This is a genomic window from Pseudomonas sp. PB103 (assembly GCF_009764635.1).
In the GTDB taxonomy this organism is placed as follows: domain Bacteria; phylum Pseudomonadota; class Gammaproteobacteria; order Pseudomonadales; family Pseudomonadaceae; genus Aquipseudomonas.
In genome coordinates, this window is the sequence record NZ_RWIL01000124.1 from 1 (window position 1) to 16,507 (window position 16,507).

Consider the following 16,507-nt stretch of genomic DNA (forward strand, 5'->3'; position numbering starts at 1 on the left):
GCGATGGCGGTGGATCAGATGGCATCGATTCAAGCTATGCCGACACCTTTCCCACAATGATCAGCAGTGTTGCCACTGTCTCTGCTCAAACAAATCCCTGTAGAAGTGAGCCTGCTCGCGATGAGGCAAGCCCAGTCAACATCCTCATTGGCTGAACCAACGCCATCGCGAGCAGGCTCACTCCTACAGAGTTCGGGGGTACATCCATAATCCCGGGCGACAGAAAAAACCTGTGGGAGCTGGCTTGCCAGCGATGGCGTCCGGTTGAACAGCCGACTCTTCAAATCTGGCCCAAATGGTCTAGCGTGAATGAGTCCCCTGCCCCACGGAGTTTCTACCCATGCCCCTCGTTCGCGTCGAAATCAAAAAACATCCCGATCCGACCTTCGCCAAACGCATCGGCGAGCAGATCTACGCCGCCATGCGCACAGCCATCAACGTCCCCGACCACGACAACTTCCAGATCCTCAACGAGCACGATGCCAACCACTTCATCTTCGACCCCGAATACCTCGGCATCCAGCGTACCGATCAACTGGTCATCATCCAGATCACCCTTAACGAAGGTCGAACGCTGGAGCAGAAGAAAGCCCTGTACCAAACCATCGCGCAGAACCTCAATACGCACCTGTCGATCCGCCTCGAAGACGTGTTTATCAATCTGGTAGAAGTGAAAAAGGAGAACTGGTCCTTCGGCAACGGCATCGCCCAATACGCCAATTGACAGCGGCACGGCGCAAACAGCATGATCGGCCTCATGAACCTTTGCGCGCTGCACCTCACCCGTACCACCACGACCGCCACCGGCGGGTCGTGGTGTTTGCGCCTGAGGTAAATCCAGCGCAGCAAACCCAAGGCCCCGCCAGCAATGGACGGGGCCTTGTTGTTTCTCCCGTCCGTGCGGCATTTTCAGCACCCAAGGAGAAGCACCATGCCCGCAGCACTGTTGATCATCGATATGCAGGTCGGCCTGTTCCATGGCCCGGAGAAACCTCACGAAGGCGAACGCACCCTCGCCAACATCCAGCAACTGATCAAAAAAGCGCGCCTGCAAAACGTGGTGGTCTTCGCCGTGCGCCACACCGGCCCGGAGGGTTCGCCTATTGCTGCCGGCAGTCCATTCTGGCAATTGCTGCCTGAACTTGGGCTGGACGCAGAAATCGATGTCCTCTTCAACAAATCTCGCCCCAACGCCTTCCACGGCACTGAACTGGCGCAGCAACTCACTGCCACACAGATCGACGACCTTTATATCGTCGGCATGAAAAGCCAGTTCTGCATCGACAGCACCTGCCGCGCAGCTGCCGACATGGGCTTCAAACCGCTGCTGGTCGCCGACGCCCACACGTGCATGGACACCGCGGCGCTGCCCGCCCAAGCCATCATCGACCACCACAACGCAACCCTCGGCGGTGCGTTCGCCCGGCTGATCAACAGCGCCGACGTGACGTTCTGACGAAGCGCCCGCGCGCGCCCCGTTTCAGCTCCTACACTGGCTGATACGGGGCAGCGGCCACCCTTGCCAAACCGCTCTGGAATCAGCACTCTGACACGACTTTTCGCGACCGACACAGCGACGATCACAGGAGCCGCGCAATGCCCGCCACCGTTCTGGTACTGGTTGAAACCATCAATGATTACTTGCCGATTCTCGAACATCAGGGCTTTCACCTGATTCTGGCGCCGACACCGGCTGAACGGGCACAAGCCATCGCCACCCACGGCGCGCGCATCGACGCGGTGCTGACCCGTGGCCCGCTGGGCCTCACTGCCGAGGAAATCGCCGCCCTGCCCGCGTTGAAAATCATCACGGTGATCGGCGCCGGTTACGAGCAGGTCGATCTGCAAGCGGCCAGCGATCGCGGGATCACCGTGACCAACGGCGCCGGGGTCAACGCCTCGTCGGTGGCTGACCACGCGATGGCGATGCTGTTGGCGTTGGTGCGCGACATTCCACGGTGCGATGCCGCGGTGCGTCGCGGCGAATGGCCGAAAATCATGCGCCCGTCGCTGGCCGGCAAGCGCCTGGGGATTCTCGGGTTGGGGGCGGTGGGCATGGCGATTGCCAAACGGGCGAACCTGGGTTTCGACATGCACATCAGCTATCACAGCCGCCAACTGCGCAGCGACGTGCCTTATGCGTTCTGCTCGACGCCGACCGAATTGGCGCGGGCCTCGGACTTTCTCATCGTCGCTACGCCGGGCGGCATCGGCACGCAGCATCTGGTGACGCGCCCAGTGCTCGACGCACTCGGCCCCAAGGGTTTCATCGTCAACATCGCCCGCGCCAGCGTGATTGCCACGGCGGACCTGATCACCGCGCTTGAACAGCGCAGAATTGCCGGCGCCGCGCTGGACGTCTTCGACCATGAGCCGCAAGTGCCCGATGCGTTGAAAACCCTGAGCAATGTGTTGCTGACCCCACATGTGGCGGGCCTGTCACCGGAAGCCACCCAAGGCACGGTCGAGTTGGTGGGCAAGAATCTCGCGGCGTTTTTCTCCGGTCAGCCGGTGCTGACGCCAATTGCGCTGCCGCCGAAACTCAACAACCAGCGCGTGCACTAAAGCACCCCGAGCAACGTCCACAATCGTCGCGATTCGGCATCGGCCGAGATCAATTCACCGAGCAGTTCGCTCAGCGGCTTGTTGCCCCACTCCACCCCGCGCCGAATCAGATACGGCACGGGGCTGTGGGGCTCGGTGCGGGCCAGATATTCAGCGATCAACAGCAATTGCCGGTAGGCCTCTTCGCGATTGGCCGGTTCGCGAAACACCTGCGCGATCGGCGCCGCTTCCTCAGGCTGCTCTGCAGCGGCAGGTACCTCGACCCGTGGCGGTGGTGAAGCCGGTTGCTGTGGGTGCATGGCGATAAATTCCTCAACCAGTGTCAGCAGCGCTTGAATAATGTCCTGCAGCGGTCGCACGCCTGGCCCCTGTTCACCCAGGTAGGCTTCACTCCAGGTGTCGAGCCGTTGCAGGTGTTGCAGGCTCAACAACAGATTGCCCTGGGTGCGCAGCCAGAACGCCAAGGGCGTTGCGCGCACCTGATCGTTGAGTTTCTTCTGTTCGTTGCGCGCGGTTTCCGCCGAACTCTTGGCGTTCTTGCTGTCGTTGGCCTGCACCTGCTGAACCTGCAAACGGCGCCAGACTTCCAGCGTACAACTCTCGAAATCGCTGTTGCGCGTACCGAACAACGGCACGCGCGTGAGCAAAATTTCACTGTAGCGACGCACCAGCCATTCCAGCGGAATCACCCGCCATGACTGGTCGCCGTCCTCGGCCTGCGGGTGCAAATGCTCGGGAAAGCGCTCACACAATCCGGCGATCAGCGCCAGGCTGCCGGGCAAGCCATCCAGCGCCTGCAAGTGCAGCCAGGCTTCGCCGAGCCAGGCGCTGAGCATCAGGTCCTTGCTGCGTTCGAGCAACAGCTGCGTCGTGAGCTTCTCGACTTCCGACCAGTTGGCCCGCTTCAGTGTCGATTGCCAGACACCGGTCGGCAGGCTGGCGTCGTCCTCTCGGCGCAGGTCGCGCAACTGGTCGAACTCGCGCTCGTAACGCAGATCGACCCCACAGGGCGCCTGCGTGCTGATGGGCGCAAGCAATTGCTCAATCAAATCCGGCAACGTGGTCGATGGCAGGCTCACAACCCCTCCTTCTGCGATTCAATGGCGGCGGTGCTGCTGGTCGCCTGAAACGGCGAACGCGGGGCGCGGGTGGGCAGCGGTGCAATCGACAGCGGCAATTTCGAGCCCTGACTCATCAACGACAAGCGCACGAACATCCGCGTGAATTCGCTGGTGACGCTGTCGCTGGACGCGGTCACCGGCAAACGCAAGGCCAGCGGAAACTCGGTGTAGTCCATGCTCGGCTGACGCTGCACCGAGAAATGCGCGCGCATCATGCGCAGCAGCGACCAAGGCCCGCCGTACTCCCAACCGGCTTCGAGGTCGCGCACCACCAGGTTCGGTTGCAGCGGATCGTTGACCGGGCGCTCCTTGCCGTTGCGCGCCCAGCGCAGGGTCAGGCGGATCGGCTGGCCGACCATCCAGCGCAGATTGGCTTGTTCGCCGGGCACCGGATAATTGATCTGTTGATTGCCGGCCAGCAGCCCGCCCGCGATCACTTGATCAGCGCCCTTCTCGTCATCGCGATCAGTGCGCCAGCGCACGTCCAGTTCGACGCCGAGAATGCCGCTCTTGTCGCGCACGAACAGCGGCGCCAGCCACGTACTGGCCTGCTTCAGACGATTGAGAAAGTCTGCCGCCGCCACACGTTCCGGGGTCTGATTGGTGGCCAGTCCCGCCTGCGCCACCGGCAAGCGTTTGTCGATCAGCTCCAGTAAATACTGGACCCGCGCCGGGTCGGCATCCTGCGCCTGCACACCGTTGGCAAAAGGAAACCGATCCGCCAGGTATTGATTGAAATAGTTGGCCAGTTCATTCCACGCGGCCGCCGCTTGTTGCACCTGGAGCAACTGGCAGCGCTGCATGGCCGTCTGTTGCAGCTCCAGTGCGCGCATTGCCAGGGTGCCGCGGCCGCCAGAAAGATTGGCGGTCTGCAGCATCTGCAAGCAAGTATCGGTGTCCATCTCGACGAAATCGCGGCTGACCAGTTGCTCGATCTGCGCCGGCGAACTGGCCGGATTAGCCTCCTTGTACTTGAGCAATTCGTCGTTGAGCGCGTTGAACTGCGTCACGCGTTCGTAATCGAGCGCGGACAGATTGGCCTGCTGCGTCATCAGCCACTGCAACGAGGTGGCTCGCCGCTCGATAATGCCGAGCATGGTGTTGAACTGCTGTTTGAGACTCAGTTTGAGGTCCTGCACATCGTTGGCACCGAACAATTGCAGGCCGAGGTTTTTCGAGCCGTTCCATTGGCTGATTTCAGTGCGTCCACCGAACAGCGGTTGCGCGGTGATTTCATCCAGGCCATTGATGATCTGCGCCATGGCGCGGCGGTTAAGCGCGGTTTGCAGGCGCGTCGCCAGGTCCGTGCGATGGACTTCGACAAAGGCCTTTTGCAAATCCATGGCTTGTTCGGCCCGCACATTGAACACGGCATAGGGATGCGCCTGATCGTTATGATCCTTGAGGCTCATCCACATGGCCTGGGCGGCGGCGCTCTCGGCGGTTTTCATCAACGCACTGCGATAATCCGGCGGTATGCGCGGCAGCTCTTCGGCGATGTAACTGTTGTAATCGGCGAAATACTTCAGCGACTCATTAAGGTCATCGCCGTCTACGGTCTGCCCTTGCAGATTGACGTTGTCCTGGCTGGCACGCAGGGCTACCGAGACAAAATCACGCTTGAATAACGCCTGAATCGCGTTATGCAGCTTCACCACTTGCTCCTGCAACGCCAATTGCCCGCTGGCCTGTTGCACCAGCAAATTGTCCCGCGAGCCGACTTGGGCGATCCATTGATCGCGAAAGCTCTGCTGCAACTGTGCCGCCTGAGTGTCGAGGTCTTGCCCGACCTGCTGCCCCAACAACGAACTCTTGCGCACCTTGTCGATAAAGTCGCGATAGCCCGGTACCAGTTCCTGGCCCTTGCCGCGACTCCAGGTGGAATTGGTCAGGGCAATCGCCGCTTGCAGATCGTCGATCAGCGCGCTCAGGTCTTCCAGTTCGCGCAGGCTATTGCCGCTGCCGGCCTGCAGTTGATTCAGGTGCAGTTTCAGGTAACCGGCGCGGCTGACAAAGTTGTCGGCGAGAAAGTACTGATCGAGCCAGCGCTGCATCAGCCCGGAAAAATTGCTGACGATCTGCGGGCGGTCGACGCTCAGGTCGAGTGCCTGCAAATTGTCGCCGTTGCTGTCGCCGGCCACGAGCAATCGATTGTAAAACGGCGCGTAGGGCAAGGTCGCGCTGTTGAGGTTCAGCGACAGCGCGCTGTTGCTCAACTGCACCAGATCATCCAGCGGCGCGTGCTGATCGGTTTGCACCTGATTGAACAATTGGTTCTGCTGCTCCAGCCGCAACGCGCGATCGACCAGATCGTTGGCTTTTTGATAATTCTGCCATTGCGCCGGGTCTTCGCTCTCGACGCTGCTGCGCCGGTCGGTGCTGCGGATCGCCTTGATGGTTGCCAGATCGGCGCTCAGCAATTGATGCAGAGGCAAGAGAATATGCCGTTGGGTCGACTGGAAGACCTCTTGCTCCAGTTGCGTGTCGAGCGAAGAAAACCACGAGGTCGGGAACACCAGCGAGACATAGTTCCAGTGCGGCGCCTTCTCCAGCACCCGCCAGAACGACTGGACGTTGCGCCGGGTCGGCTCGATGCGATGCGCCTCATCGGTGACCGCCACGTAGCTTTTCTGTGCGTTTTGCATCTGCCGCGCCAGCTCGTGCGCGTCCCTGACCGAGACATGCCAGACCCAGACCATCGCCACCGCCCAGACCACCCCGACCACCAGGGCAACGCCGGCGGTCAGCCGTTGCCAACGCTGGCGCAGACGCAGCAGACGCGGCACACTCTGCGCCAATCCGCGTTCCCCGACCAATCGCTGCCGCCATAACTGTCGCGCAAACGCGCTGCGCTGCAGACCGCTGTCGTCGGCGGAGAAACCATCCTGCGCATCGTCCCCGGCAATGTTGGCGGTGAAATACACACCACGAAAACACGGTGCTTCGCCCTGCGCATTGCCCTGAAAAACCGGTTCGAGAACATTCTGCAAACCACGCCGCAATGTCTCCAAGCGTTCAGGCAAGGCGTACAGATCCGCACTCAATTGTCCGGACAAGGTGCCGATTTCGATCACAGCTTCGGCCACCGCCCGGTGCAGGCGATCCAGCGCCTGATCACTCCATTGCCCCTGCCAGACGGCGTCACGCGGGTACGGTGACGACCAGCCCAAGGTACGTTCGCGCGCCTCTTCCGGCAGCGCGCCGATCAACTCCTGAAACCCCGGCAAATCTTCCAGGCCGGTGACAATCACGTACACCGGCACGCTCAGGCCAAAGCGTTGCAGCAAGTCGATGAAACGTCGGCGTGCGGCCAGGCCAAGACTGGTGGCCTGCTCCAGATTGCTCAGGCGACTGGCCGGCACCGTCCAGATCACCGCGTCCAGTGGCCGTTTGCTGCGCAACCGCAGGATCAGCCCGAGCAGGCGCCACCAGCCGCCGCGTTGCAGGTGCATGCCGTCATCCGGCAGAAACAGCGCCTGCGGCACCACCAGCACCGCGCCTTCGGGGTCTGACCACCAGCGGCCGAACCAGGCGGGTTTGTCGGTCGGCTGCAAGCGCCATTCGCTGACCAGTTGCGTGCCCTGGTTTTCATCGCCGAGCATCAGCAGCCACGGCATCTGATAACGATCCTGACTGCCCTGCTCCTGCTCCATGTGGCGCACCGACGCATAAAAACTGCGGATCGCCGCGCCGCTCTGGGTGCGCAACCACCACACCGCCACCGCGATGATGACCAGCAGCAGTAACAGCGCAACCACCCACGCAACAATCGTCAGCGGGCTCATGAGCCTTGCTCCGGTGCGGCGACCACATCGCTGGTTTGCAATATCGGTTGCAACTCCTCGGCGATATCGCGCCATAACCAATGACCCAGCCCCGTCAGCAACAGCAGCATCGCCAGAATCCCCAAGGCCAGGCGAAAGCCGTCCGGCAGCGCCGTGCGCACCGGCAACTGCAAGGGGGTGGTCAACGACGGCTGCACCAGACGCCGACTGACATCGTCATACGTGGCTTCGTCCTGCCAGGCAAAGTTGAACAGCGCCAGCCGCCACTTGGCCAATTGCGCGAGGCTGTGTTCACCGCGCAGGCGGCCATGGAAACCCAGAATCAGACATTGCAAATAGACGTTGGCCAGATCACGAGTGATCGGTTGCTGGTCATCGAGCAGACTTTGAATCGCCGCCGGCACCTGCTCGCCCGCCTGACGACTGGCGTACAGCCGCGACTCCAGTGGTTTGTCCTGCCACGCCGCCTGCCCCGGCCATGGCTCGAACAACAGGGTTTCATCGATCAAGGCGACGAAGGCATAAACCAGCGCCTTGACCTGCTCGGTCGCCGAATCGCCGACCCGTGAATACGCCGTGCGCCATAACCGTTGCGACGCCTGGGTCGACAGCTCGACCACAGTCTCGACCAGCGCTGTTTCGTCCTCACTGTCCTTGGGCAAATGCACCCAGTCGTGTTGCCATTGCTGCCATGCCTCGCGGAACGCGCTGCTCAACGGTGCGTCCTGCAACCCAAGGCTTGCGGCACTTCCTTGCGACATACGGCGTTCCTTGTGTGATCAGGCACTTTCACTGTTCTGGGCAATAAACAGCACCACTTGCCACGGGCTGCTGGTCAGCTTCGCAGCCGGCGCGGCGATCATCAGCGGCAGTTGCGCGTCAAACCAGGCACCTTCGGCGCTGATCACAAACAGCCGCGTGTCTTCGCCGACGCTATACGCCACCTGCTCGCTGCGGCTCATCACTTGATGGCTCAAACCGCTCATGCGCTGCCGACTGAGCAAGGCAATGTGCGGTGCCGACGCGATGATCGCGCTGCGCAACCAGTCAATCGCCGCTTGTTCACTGGCGCCGTTGGGCATGCGCAGGCCGATGACCAGGCGCTGGCTCGGTTGTTCATCAGGCAGTTGAATGGAAAAACTCTGCTCGCCACGTTCGAACGGCAAGCTGCGATAGCCGGCGCGGATCAGTTCAAGGGTGGTCTCCAGCCATTGCAGGACGGCGTCATAACCGCGCTGCAACTCGACAAAGTCCAGCGGTGCGAACGCCGGCACGCCGGCCAGCGGATCAAGCGCTGACCACGCGCCGGCCACGCCCAACAGTTGCACATAGAGTGTTTGCGGCTGAGCGATGCGGCTGTTGAGCAAGCCTTCGACTTCCGGCAAGCGTGCCCACAGCGCGGTCAACTGGCGGCGGATTTCCAGTGCATCGTCCTGATTGCCGGCCTGTTGCGCCTGACGCAAGCGACCACCGAGGAACAGGCATTTCTCCCGCGCCCGCGCGCAGAGCCCGGCGATGCGTCGACCGAGTGCAGATTCCGGCAGCACGATTGGCGTCGGTGGTGTGTAAGCGAGCGGCAGGAAACCGCCGCCCTCCTTGCGGATTCTCAGCAGCGGCAAACAGATCGAATCGGCCTTGTTCTGCTGCGTGCACAAGCGTGGGTTGGGGCGCCACACGGTAATCGATTCAGGGAATTCGCCGCTGGTGAGATCCGGCAGCGCCTCGCCGACCACCGACTGCAAGCGGCCCTTGAGCGGCAGCAACTGGCCGGCACGCCACAGCGGACTGATCGCCAGGTACACAGTGACGGTAGCGTCGTCGGTGGCATCGATCGCCGCACTGACATCCAGCTCCAGTGTCGGCCCGACCCCGGCCTGCAAATCCACCGGCAGACCATCAGGCATGGTGCCCTGCAGCGATAACACGCGCACTACGCCGGCGCTGAGTGCCGACGGGTCGAATTCCATGTGGCTGACGCCCCAGAACCACGGATTGCATGCCTGCGCCAGGTGCGCGCCCAAGGCTTCAGCCCGGAGCCCTTGCAACTGAAAATGCTGCGGCAGCAATTGCATGCCTTCGTGCCAGCAAACCGCGTCAGGTAGCAGACTCATACGACTCCCTTCGACAAGACCGCGATCCGGCGGCAGCGGTGGTATTTCAGTGCTCGGTGTTGTTCACCAGGGTCATCTCGCGACTGTCGAACTTCAGCCACGCCTCACTCTGGTCGTCGAGGCGCAATCGGTGCGCTCCGGGAGTGTTATAGCTGGCGAAGACTAAAAGTCCAGCGGCCTTCTTGCCCCCCAGCGGGAAGGGTTGACGATCGATGAATTGCCCCGGCACCAGCTCAAGCCCCCACACACTCATCAGTTGCCGATAGTCGCGCTGATACTGCTCGCGCCCGGCGAACCACTGGCTGGCGCTGATGCCCGACAGTTGCTTGAGCAGATCGGGGTCGTTGACGGCGATGAAATCCACGGCAATCGGTGTGTCGTCGTTGGCTTTGGGGGCGACATCGAGGGTGAGGCTGTCGAGGTCGACCTTCGGCCCGAAAAAGGAGCAACCGCTGAGGCACACCAGCAGCAACGTTATAAAAAATCGTCTACGCAAAATGAATTTTCCTTTTCGCGAGCCTGTCCAAAAATGTTTTTGCTTGCATTTTTATAGACCTGTTCTAGCGTCTTGGGTAGTTCGGTTCCTACAGCCGAATGAGGAAGGTTTGTCAAAGGAACGACAGGTCATCTGCCTCCCTTTCTAACCTACGGTCCAGCAAGGGAAAGCGATGAACGGGCCATCCCGATGCATTGCGCCCGCTCATCGCATCGGAGTTCGCCGACATGGCAGAAAGTACTCAGCACAAGCTCGACCGGGTGCGCCCGCCCCGAGTGCAAATCACCTACGACGTCGAAATCGGCAACGCCATCGAGAAAAAGGAATTGCCGCTGGTGGTCGGGATTCTTGCCGATCTGTCGGGCAAGCCACTTGAGCCATTGGCAAAACTGAATGAGCGGCGTTTTACCGAAATCGACCGCGACAACTTCAACGAGGTGCTCGCCTCGATCAGCCCGCGCGCCACCCTGCAGGTGAACAACACCCTCAGCGGCGACGACAGCAAGCTCAATATCGAACTCAACTTCAAGCACATCGACGACTTCGACCCGGTCAAGGTGGTGGAGCAAGTCACGCCGCTGCGGCGCCTGTTCGAGGCCCGCCAGCGTCTGCGTGATCTGCTGACCAAACTCGACGGCAACGATGACCTGGACAAGCTGTTGCGCGATGTCATCGCCAACACCGAAGGCCTGCAGGAAATCAAGTCGGCCCGCCCGGACACCGCTACCCCGGCAGCTGATGCCGAGGCCCCGGCCGAACCGCAAGCCTGATCGTCCACTTAATCGAGGGGAGAATTCGCCATGCCCGCTTCTGCTCAGAAACAAGCCAGCGACAGTACGACCGAGACACTTTCGCTGCTCGACCAGATCATTCTCGACGGCCGCATGGCCCACGATGACAGTCAGCAGGATTACGCCCGCGACATGCTCGCGGAATTCGCCACCCAGGTACTCGACGAAGGCATGGCCATCGACAAGGACACGGTGGCGATGATCAACGACCGCATCAGCCAGATCGACGAGCTGATCAGCGCGCAACTCAACGAGGTGCTGCACCATCCTGACCTGCAAAAACTTGAAGCCTCGTGGCGTGGCCTGCACATGCTGGTGCAGAACACCGAAACCAGCACGCGGCTGAAATTGCGCCTGCTCAACGTCACGCAGAAAGAGCTGCAGAACGACTTGGAAAAAGCCGTCGAATTCGACCAGAGCGCGCTGTTCAAGAAGATCTACGAAGAGGAATACGGCACCTTCGGCGGCCATCCGTTCAGCCTGCTCGTGGGCGATTACACCTTCGGCCGTCACCCGCAGGACATTGGCCTGCTGGAGAAACTCTCGAACGTTGCCGCCGCTGCCCACGCACCGTTCATTGCCGCCGCCAGCCCGCGCCTGTTCGACATGAACAGCTTCACTGAGCTGGCAGTGCCGCGTGATCTGTCGAAAGTCTTCGAGAGCCAGGAGCTGATCAAGTGGCGCTCGTTCCGCGAGAGCGAAGATTCGCGCTACGTCTCGCTGGTGCTGCCGCACTTCCTCCTGCGCCTGCCGTATGGCCCGGACACATCGCCGGTGGAAGGCATCAACTACGTCGAAGACGTCAACGGCACCGACCACAGTAAATACCTGTGGGGTAACGCCGCGTGGGCGCTGTCGCAACGTATCACCGAGGCGTTTGCCAAGTACGGCTGGTGCGCGGCGATTCGTGGTGCTGAAGGCGGCGGCGCGGTAGAGGGTTTGCCGGCGCATACGTTCCGCACCAGTTCTGGCGACTTGTCGCTGAAATGTCCGACCGAAGTGGCGATCACCGACCGTCGTGAAAAAGAGCTCAACGACCTCGGCTTCATTGCCCTGTGCCACAAGAAAAACAGCGACGTGGCGGTGTTCTTCGGCGGCCAGAGCACCAACAAGGCCAAGGTCTACAACACCAACGAGGCCAACGCCAACGCGCGGATCTCGGCGATGTTGCCGTACGTGCTCGCGGCCTCACGTTTCGCTCATTACCTGAAGGTGATCATGCGCGACAAGGTCGGCAGTTTCATGACCCGCGACAACGTGCAGACCTACCTCAATAACTGGATCGCCGACTACGTGCTGATCAACGATAACGCCCCGCAGGAAATCAAGGCGCAGTACCCGTTGCGCGAAGCGCGGGTGGACGTCACTGAAGTGGCCGGCAAGCCGGGCGCCTATCGGGCGACGGTGTTCCTGCGGCCGCACTTCCAACTGGAAGAGCTGACGGCGTCGATCCGCCTGGTGGCGACGTTGCCGCCACCGGTTGCCGCTTAAAGCTCAAACACAAACCCTTGTGGTGAGGGGATTTATCCCGATGGGCTGCGTAGCGGCCCTGGATTTTGGGGCCGCTGCGCAGCCCATCGGGGATAAATCCCCTCGCCACAGGTTCAGTACTCAGTGCTCAGTGTTCAGAGCCCAGTGCTCAGTGCTCAGTGCTCAGTGTTCAGAGCCCAGTGCTCAGTGCTCAGTGCTCAGTGCTCAGTGTTCAGAGCCCAGTGCCCAGTGCTCAGTGCTCAGTGCTCAGTGCTCAGTGTTCAGTGTTCAGTGTTCAGTGTTCAGTGTTCAGTGTTCAGCGTTCAGCGTTCAGCGTTCAGCGTTCAGCGTTCAGCGTTCAGTGCTCAGTGCTCAGTGCTCAGAGCCCTGAGCCTAGTGTTCAGCCCATTTGCCTAATGTGATTTTCTTCAGGAGTTTCAAGCGATGGATGCAATCATTCTCGACCTCGGCGGCGACATCAAAGGCGACAGCCTGCTCGAAGGTTTTGCGGACAAGATCGAAGTCATGTCCTACAGCCACAACGTCGCAATGCAAGTGACCAACGACGTCAGCAACTCGGAGCGCACCTCCGGTAAACCGCACATCGGCGAGTTCACCCTGACCAAGTTCGTCGACAGCTCGACACCGTCACTCAACGAGTACTGCTGTGCCGGTAAACCGATCCCTGAAGCCACGATCACCATCGGTCGCAACGCCGCCGAAGGCAGTGGACAGTTGATGCCCTTCATCGTCTACACCCTGACCAACGTGGTGATTTCCAACGTCAGCGTCAGCGGCGGCACCGGCGGCAAACCGGTGGAAACCCTGTCGCTGAACTTCACCAAGATCAAATGGGAGCTCACCGCACAGAAAGACGACGGCACCAAGGAAGGCACGGCCGCATCGACCTGGGACATGGCTGCCAACAAGCTTGTCAGCTAAGCCGGCGTCGCGGCCATGGCAGGCACCGGCATGCTCCCCCCGCTGTTCGAACGCCTCGCTTCGAGCGAGGCCGACGACCTGCGGGCGTTCGATCGGCAGGACTTGCTCGACTCGGTGCACGCCGAGCTCGGGCGCCTGTTCAATACCCGGCGTGGCCCGCGCACACTGACCCAGCCACCCAGCGTGATCGACTACGGCATCGCCGACTGGAGCGCTTTGCAACAACAGCGCAGCGATGACCGTCGTCGCCTGGCGCGGGATATTCGCGAAGCCATCACCTGGTTCGAACCGCGTCTGAAACTCGCCGAAGTTCAGATCAACCCCCTGCCCGATCAGCCGCAACGCATGAGCATTCGCTTGCTCGGTGAGCTGCGCAGCGGTCAGCAACACTGGCCGGTAGCGTTTGTCATCGAGCCCGGCGGTCAAGGGCTGGAGGTGCGCCATGAGCGACTCGATTGACCCGCAACTGCTCGACTATTACCAACGCGAACTGACCTGGCTACGGCATGCCGGCAGTCAATTCGCCGAGCGCTATCCGAAAGTCGCGCGGCGCCTGGAACTGTCACCCGGTGAGTGCCCCGACCCGCATGTCGAGCGTTTGCTCGAAGGTTTTGCGCTGCTGGCGGCGCGTCTGCAACGGCGCCTGGATGACGATTACGCCGAGTTCAGCGATGCGCTGCTCGAACAGCTTTACCCCTTGGCGATGCGTCCGCTGCCGTCGTGCGCCATCGTCCAGTTCGAACCGGACCCGAGCAAGGGCAACCTTGATGGCGGCTATCCGCTGCCCCGCGACACACCGCTGTTCGTCACCACCGACAAGGGCCAGAGCATCCACTTTCGCACCTCGGCGGCAGTGAATCTGTGGCCGATAGAGGTCAGCGAAGCGTTGCTGCTGGGCAGCGACGAGGCACAGGCCCTGACCGGCGTGGCGCAGTCGCGTTCGGCATTGCGTCTGAGTTTGCGTTGCCTGAGCGACAGCCAATGGTCAACGCTTGCCATCGAACAACTGCGCATTCATTTGGCCGCCTCGCCGGTAATCAATGCCTGCCTGTATGACCTGCTCGGCGCGCACGCGGTGCAAGTGCTGGCGGGCTCGCCGGGCAGTGTGCCGGTGGCGGTAAAAGGCTTGCCGACCATCGTCGGCTTCAGCGACGACGAGGTGCTGTTACCCGATGAGGATGGTGTGCATCCGGGCATGCGTCTGCTCGCCGAATACTTTGCCTTCCCCGACAAATTTCATTTTTTCGACCTGCCGCTGGGCGGTATCACCAGCGACAGTCAGACGCTGTACCTGTACATCGTGTTCGACCGCGCCCCCGGCAGTCGCCTGCATTTACAGGCCAGTGACATCGCCCTCGGTTGTGCTCCGGTGATCAATCTGTTCCCACGCACCTCGGAGCCGCTGCGCCCCGACGGCACCCGCAGCGAATACCGCTTGATCGCCGACAGCCACCGCGAAAACAGCGTCGAAATTCATAGCATTCGCGGCATGCGCGCCAGCTCCAGTGCCGGCGTGCAAAGGCTGCCCGCCTACTACGGCAGTCAGCACAGCGGCGGCGATCAACAGCGTTACTGGCATGCGCGACGGGTCAACGGCATGACGCCCAACCGACTGGGCAGCGACTTGTTGGTGAGTGTGGTCGACACGCGTTTCGAGCCGCAAACCGATCTGCCTGACTACAGCCTGACTGCCGAGCTGCTCTGCACCAACCGCCACCTCGCGCAGAGTTTGCCGGCGGGTACACCGTTGGGTTTCGAACGCCCCGGCCCGGTTGCGTGGGCGCGTTTGCGCAACCCTCCGAGCCCGCAGAGTTTGCCGCGCCTGGACGGTGATTCACGCTGGCGCCTGGTGTCGCAGCTGACCCTCAATCACCTGTCGCTGGTTGAAGGTCCACAGGCGCTGGATGCCCTGAAAGAGATTCTGCTTCTGCACAACCTGCGCGATGAGGCCAGCGCGTTGCGGCAGATCGACGGCTTGCTGAGGCTGCACTGCGAACGCGTGATCGGCCATGTCGGCGTCGATGCCTGGCGCGGCTGGCGCAATGGGCTTGAGGTGCAATTGCAACTCGATCCAGAGCATTTTGTCGGCAGCAGCGCGGTGCTGTTTTCCGCCGTGCTGGCGCAGTTCTTTTCGGTGTACGCCACGGCCAATCGCTTTGTGCGCACAGTCCTGATGCAGTCCGACAAGGAGGTCAAGGCATGGCAACCGCAAGCCGGCATGCCGCTGTCGCTCTGACACTGAGCCAGCGCCTGCGCCGCGATCCACAGGCGTTCGAGCTGTTGCAGGCATTGTTGCTGCTGGAACGCGAACAGCCGCAAGCCGATTCCCTCGGTAGCGGTACTTCGCCTCAAGCCGAAGCGGTGAAACTGCGCGGGCCATTGACGCCGATGTTTGCCGCCAGCCAGATCGAAGCCCTGCGCGAAGAACCGGGTGAACCGCTGACCCTCGACACGCCCGTGTTCGGCCTCGGTGGCCCGGACGGCCCCCTGCCCTACGCCTATCAGGAATGGCTGCAACAGCGCGCGCGCGCCAAGGATCACGCGCCGGCCGAGTTCCTCGACCTGTTCCAGCATCGCTTGCTCAGCCTGCTCTACAAAGTGATGCGCAAACACCGCATCGCCCTCGGGTTTGTCACGCCGGGCGCTTCGCCGGTGCAGGCGCAATTGCGTGCGCTGACCGGGCTGTTGCCCAAATCGTTGCAGGAACGCCAGGCGATTGCCGATTGCGCGGTGCTCGCCTGCACTGCGCTGTATGCCGATGGCCGCCGCTCTCTGGCCGGGTTCGCGGCGATTGTTCGCGAGCAGTTTGCGCTGCCCGTCGAACTGAGCGCTTATGAAGGTGCCTGGCGCGACATTCCGCCAGCGAGCCGCAGCGTGATGAAGGCCGGTGGACGCAACCTGCAACTGGGGCGCAGCGCCGTCGCCGGCACGCGGGTCTGGGATGAACATGCCGGTATCCGCCTGACGCTGGGGCCGTTGCCCTCGACGCAGGCTGGACGATTTTTGCCGGACGGCGAAGCGCATCCGGCGCTGGCCAGCCTGGCGGCGTTGTACTTCGGCCCGGATCTGGACATCACCCTGGTGCTGCTGGTACGCGGTGCCGGGCCGATGAAACTCGGGCGTCAGGCCCCGGCGTTGCTGAGCTGGAACGGTGGCTTGCAGCGCCAGGCCAACCTCGCGGTGCAACGCATCGAAACCCGCCTTCGTCAGCTGGAGATCACCTGAA

General features: G+C 61.7%; 14 protein-coding genes. 9 read left to right on the forward strand and 5 right to left on the reverse strand.

From position 1 onward, the window contains the following. Window positions 1-340 precede the first annotated feature (340 nt). From EJA70_RS22435 to EJA70_RS22445, 3 genes are all read left to right on the forward strand, one after another. Window positions 341-724 carry a tautomerase family protein gene (locus EJA70_RS22435; protein ID WP_158833598.1) on the forward strand — a complete coding sequence of 128 codons (384 nt, stop codon included), beginning with the start codon at window positions 341-343 and terminating at the stop codon, window positions 722-724. A 207-nt stretch (window positions 725-931) separates the two neighbouring features. After that, window positions 932-1,456: a cysteine hydrolase family protein gene (locus tag EJA70_RS22440; RefSeq protein ID WP_158833599.1), complete on the forward strand. Its 525-nt coding sequence runs from the start codon at window positions 932-934 to the stop codon at window positions 1,454-1,456. Between the two features lie 140 nt (window positions 1,457-1,596). Then, window positions 1,597-2,565, forward strand: a complete 969-nt coding sequence (locus tag EJA70_RS22445) for a 2-hydroxyacid dehydrogenase (RefSeq protein ID WP_008083953.1) — start codon at window positions 1,597-1,599, stop codon at window positions 2,563-2,565. Here EJA70_RS22445 and tssA read toward each other — a convergent pair. From tssA to EJA70_RS22470, 5 genes are read right to left on the reverse strand one after another with little or no spacing between them, the layout of a single operon-like run. After that, on the reverse strand, window positions 2,562-3,644 hold the full coding sequence (tssA, locus tag EJA70_RS22450) for a type VI secretion system protein TssA (protein WP_158833600.1): 1,083 nt from the start codon (window positions 3,642-3,644) through the stop codon (window positions 2,562-2,564). The genes EJA70_RS22445 and tssA overlap by 4 nt on opposite strands. Beyond that, a complete protein-coding gene (locus EJA70_RS22455) occupies window positions 3,641-7,471 on the reverse strand; it encodes a type VI secretion protein IcmF/TssM N-terminal domain-containing protein (protein ID WP_158833602.1) in 3,831 nt (1,276 codons plus the stop codon). The genes tssA and EJA70_RS22455 overlap by 4 nt, the downstream gene beginning before the upstream one ends. Beyond that, window positions 7,468-8,232, reverse strand: a complete 765-nt coding sequence (locus tag EJA70_RS22460) for a DotU/TssL family secretion system protein (RefSeq protein WP_158833603.1) — start codon at window positions 8,230-8,232, stop codon at window positions 7,468-7,470. Before EJA70_RS22460 ends, EJA70_RS22455 begins: the two co-directional genes overlap by 4 nt. Window positions 8,233-8,250: 18 nt before the next feature. Then, entirely contained in the window at window positions 8,251-9,582 is a 1,332-nt protein-coding gene (gene tssK, locus EJA70_RS22465) for a type VI secretion system baseplate subunit TssK (protein WP_158833605.1), read from the reverse strand. Window positions 9,583-9,628: 46 nt separating this feature from the next. Further along, window positions 9,629-10,078: a type VI secretion protein gene (locus EJA70_RS22470; protein WP_158833607.1), complete on the reverse strand. Its 450-nt coding sequence runs from the start codon at window positions 10,076-10,078 to the stop codon at window positions 9,629-9,631. A 227-nt stretch (window positions 10,079-10,305) separates the two neighbouring features. On the opposite strand from EJA70_RS22470, the gene tssB reads away from it, so the two are divergent. From tssB to tssG, 6 genes are all read left to right on the forward strand, one after another. After that, a complete protein-coding gene (gene tssB, locus EJA70_RS22475; RefSeq protein WP_008083961.1) occupies window positions 10,306-10,848 on the forward strand; it encodes a type VI secretion system contractile sheath small subunit in 543 nt (180 codons plus the stop codon). A gap of 30 nt (window positions 10,849-10,878) precedes the next feature. Next, entirely contained in the window at window positions 10,879-12,360 is a 1,482-nt protein-coding gene (gene tssC / locus EJA70_RS22480; RefSeq protein ID WP_008083962.1) for a type VI secretion system contractile sheath large subunit, read from the forward strand. Between the two features lie 423 nt (window positions 12,361-12,783). Continuing rightward, window positions 12,784-13,281 (forward strand): Hcp family type VI secretion system effector, encoded by a 498-nt coding sequence (locus EJA70_RS22490; RefSeq protein ID WP_008083964.1) that lies wholly within the window; start codon window positions 12,784-12,786, stop codon window positions 13,279-13,281. A gap of 15 nt (window positions 13,282-13,296) precedes the next feature. Beyond that, the gene (gene tssE, locus EJA70_RS22495; protein WP_158833609.1) at window positions 13,297-13,740 is read left to right on the forward strand and encodes a type VI secretion system baseplate subunit TssE; all 444 of its coding nucleotides are present in this window, start codon (window positions 13,297-13,299) and stop codon (window positions 13,738-13,740) included. Next, entirely contained in the window at window positions 13,724-15,517 is a 1,794-nt protein-coding gene (gene tssF / locus EJA70_RS22500; protein WP_158833611.1) for a type VI secretion system baseplate subunit TssF, read from the forward strand. Before tssE ends, tssF begins: the two co-directional genes overlap by 17 nt. Next, complete coding sequence (gene tssG / locus EJA70_RS22505; protein ID WP_158833614.1) at window positions 15,481-16,506, forward strand: type VI secretion system baseplate subunit TssG; 1,026 nt, start codon at window positions 15,481-15,483, stop codon at window positions 16,504-16,506. The genes tssF and tssG overlap by 37 nt, the downstream gene beginning before the upstream one ends. Window position 16,507: the final 1 nt, after the last annotated feature.